Origin of the sequence: Sphaerobacter sp., assembly GCF_019683595.1 — a bacterium.
Classification (GTDB): Bacteria; Chloroflexota; Chloroflexia; order Thermomicrobiales; family Thermomicrobiaceae; genus Sphaerobacter.
Map to the genome: position 1 here is coordinate 1 of NZ_JADGHZ010000267.1, position 3,657 is coordinate 3,657.

Annotated in this window: 2 protein-coding genes; both read right to left on the minus strand. The window is 64.8% G+C overall.

The window, feature by feature from the left end; all coding sequences use genetic code 11:
- Positions 1 to 104 precede the first annotated feature (104 nt).
- On the minus strand, positions 105 to 2,570 hold the full coding sequence (locus IRZ30_RS16395; protein ID WP_294086710.1) for a DEAD/DEAH box helicase family protein: 2,466 nt from the start codon (positions 2,568 to 2,570) through the stop codon (positions 105 to 107).
- Positions 2,567 to 3,657: site-specific DNA-methyltransferase (locus tag IRZ30_RS16400; protein ID WP_294086711.1), on the minus strand; the 1,091-nt coding region annotated here is incomplete at its 5' end. The genes IRZ30_RS16400 and IRZ30_RS16395, both read right to left, overlap by 4 nt.

Consider the following 3,657-nt stretch of genomic DNA (forward strand, 5'->3'; position numbering starts at 1 on the left):
CGTCGGAAACAGGTGCGAGTAGGTATCGAGGGTCAATAGTGTACGCTCGGTGTGGACGCAAGCGCATGCTGCTACCGTGCGACCGTCAGCAGTCCTACTTCCCATCATCCGCCCCCAAAGCGCCGGAGCGCCGCCCAGGATCCCTTGGCCCGCTTTACGTCGGTCTCCGAGACGATGAGGTAGCGCCAGGTGGCCTCCACCTTCGGGTCGGCGCTGACGTGGTTGGCCCAGCGACGCGCTGCCTCGCGCTTGGCGTCCACCTCATCGCTCGCCATCGCTCGATCCATCTTGACCTCGATGATCCAGTGGATACCCTCCCGGTCGATGGCGATGAAATCGGGGTGATAGTCTCTCCCCTCCGTCCACAGAATGGGGAGGTCGCCCTGCTGGAGCCGCACCCATTGCACGATGGCCGGGTCGTCGTCTAACAGGTTCGCGACGTCGCGTTCCGTGCTCGAGTCGAACCAGTCCTCGGGATAGAGCGACTTGGCATAACCCTGGTAGCCGACTCCTCGCCGGAAGGGACCATAGCGGTCCTGGCTCGTCTCAGCCCGACCAACGCGCGTCCGATTGAACGTGACTAGCTCCACCACCTGGTCGAAGCGTGGCTTGGCGGCGAACCGCCGCTGCTGCGTGGTCAGCACCTCGAGGAGTCCCTCGACGGCCCGGTCCAAGAAGGCGCTGAGTACCTTTGGTGCCTCGGGACCGAGCCCGGCCAGGAAGGCATCCACGATCTCGCCCGCCGGGCGGATCTCATTGGGGCGCGCAGGGACGACCGGGGCCGCGAGCACCCGTTTGATCAGCTCCTCCCGCAACTCTTCCAGTGGCTTCACGGGGACTGGCGAGTCGACGGTGTCTGCCGCGCGCTGGGTGACGAGTCTAGTCTGCCGGAAGCCGACGGGATCGACCTCCGTTTTGACGTCCAGCAGCACGCGGCGCAACGCGTCTGGTGGGTCGGCAGCCAGCCGTTCACCAAGCTGACGGAACGGCCCGAGATCGGTGATGTCGGCCAGAGAGAAGGAGCTGGGTGCAGCCGTCATCAGGAGGCGCGGCACGCGTAGCGCCGGCCGGTCATCACGCGGGACGAGGGTGCGGCTAAGCCCCTCGACCTGCTGCTCGGCTCGCCCCGTTGCGGTGTCGACGCTCTGCACCTGGATGAGCTGGCCCGTCGCGGTTCCACTCGTGCCCGACGACGGCATTTGCCCCAGTGGCGGGCTGACCTCGGTCCGTTCGACGACACGCTCGAGCTGTCCCTGGGCCGTTTGGCGCAGTACCGCGCGGGTGCGGTAGTCGATGAACTGTTCCTGTAGCACATGAGCCTTGCGCAGAAGGTCTTCGTAGCGCTCGTGCCCGAGCACCTCCAGTGTGTCCAGGAACTCGACGCCGGTGTAGCGGCCGAAGGGGAGTCGCAGGCCGCGCCCGAGTGTCTGCTCGGTCAACAGCTCCGAGACGGAGGCTCGGAGCGAGGCAATGACGTAGACGTTCTTGACGTCCCAGCCCTCCTTGAGCATCCCGACTGAGATGACGATGCGGTACGGGTTGTCCGGCTCTTCAAGTTGGTCCAGCTTGGCTAGTGCGTCGTCCGGGGCCCGGGAGTGCACGGTGAGCACACGATCAGCGTAGCGACCGTCGGCGAAGCTGGGGTCGGTGACGATCCTGGTGATATTCTCAGCCTCGTCGATGTTAGGCGCGATCACGAGCATGACTGGCGCAATTGGGGTGGCGCCGGTTTCGCGGCACCAGGCCTGAATCGCCTGCTCCTTCAACTCCAGCAGCCGAACTCCATCGCGGAGCTTGGTCTCGGCGTCGGTCCGATCGTCGGTCCGCCCGACGAGCACCGGGGTCTTCACCAGTCGGTCCGCGATGGCGGCCGCCAGCGGGTAGCGGTAGATGATCTGATCCTTCGGGGTGCGCGGGTGCGGAGTAGCGGTCAGACCGAGGTGCACCCAGGGGTTCAGGTCGCGGACCGCACGCGAGAAGGCTTGGCCATAGTAGGTGTGGTGCTCGTCGGCGAAGACGGTGAGATTGGGAATGCTCTGCAGGTGGGCGTAGAACGCGGTGCCCAGCCCCTCCTGGAACTTGTGCGTCCGGCGGCCGACCTTCGACTGGGGGTGAAGCAGGGCTTGTACGGTGAAAATGTAGAGCTTGACCTGGGTCGGATCGTCCATTGCGGTGCGCATCGCTGGCGAGATGAAGTTGTCGCTGGTGATAACCACCGGCTGGGTCTCCATCCCCCCTAGCAGGCTCTTAGGATGGCCCGGAGTGAAGTTAGCCACCGTCTTCTCGAGGATGGTGCGCCCAGGCGTGATCACCGCGAAGTCGCGCACCCCCTCGGCCGCGAGGTACTCGAGGGCAGCCGCGAGCACATAGGTCTTGCCGACGCCGGTGGCCACGTCGATTACCCCCTCAAACGGAGGCGGCTGATTCTCGATGCGGTAATGGTGGGCAATCTCTACCGCGATGCTCTCCAGCGCTTCGCGGTTGGGCGGGCGTAGGTCGAGTCGGGCGGCAATCGCCGCGATCCGGTCGAAGTCGACGAGGTCCGTGGCGGCGGGTAGCGTTGCGGTCATCGCTTTGCCTCCCCTGCCTGCGCCGTAATCGGTACTGTCTCCGGATCGTCAAAGAGCCTGGAATGTTGCCCGCGCACCGCGTGGCGATACTCGGCCAGGATCGACTGGGGGATCTTACGGGCGCTGGAGCCTGGCCGCAGCGTTCGGAGGAATTCGGCCGCTGCCGGGTCGAGGGCTGTGCCGCAGACCAGCAGCCGTTCCTCCGGGCCGAGAGCGCGCACGAGGAGCTGGATCACATCCTCGTTCACCACACCGTCAACGACCGCGAGCCGGCTGCGGCCTTTGCGTCCACAGAACGGCGGGTCATGCTCATAGGCGTAGCCGAGTTGGGCAGCGGTCGTCTCGGCCAGTGTGCCATTGGTGGCCCACTCACTCAGGAAGATTTGGCCTCCGATCTCAACAAACATCGAGGGGGCAATCTCCAGCACACGGAACCCACCTCCGCCGTACCAGGTCGTTTCCTTCTTCGTCTTGTCGATCTCACGAAGGGCTCGTATGAGCGATCGCACCGTCGAGTCATCGAGTTCACTGACCTGGGCCAAAATCCCGGCCTTGTGTAAAGCATTCAGTGTCCGTGCGGCAGCGCGTGCGTCGCCGGGCTTGACTCCGTTGGGTAAGTCGTCACCAACGAGCGTCTCGACCGTGGTGATCCCTCCGGGGTCCTCACCCGCCACGACTTTCCGCAAGCGTGGCAGGGCATAGGTGTCAATTGTGGCCGCCTCACGCTCGATGCCAATCCATCGCCGGCCCATCTTGTGGGCGACGGCGGCCGTCGTGCCCGAGCCGAGGAAGCAGTCGAGCACGATGTCACCAGGGTCGGTCGCGATACGGATGATCCGCTCGAGGAGCCGCTCCGGCTTGGGTGTCGCGAAACTGGTCCCTCCGGTCAGTGCCTTGATCTCTCTTGCCGAGACCCGCGTAGATCCGACTTCCTGATGGCTCCAGATCGTCTCGGGTGGGCGGTGCGTGTGTTCGCTCGCATAGATACGGAAGTACGGATTCCACCCATCCCGTCCCTTTACCCACTCTATAAGGTGCTGGTCCCGTTCGTACTTTCCCGGACTCCACCGCCAGCATCCGTCTGTAC

What these genes read in the sequence shown, in the direction of transcription:
- IRZ30_RS16395 (WP_294086710.1), bottom strand. Translation starts at nt 2,570, where the DNA reads ATGACCGCAACGCTACCCGCCGCCACGGACCTCGTCGACTTCGACCGG.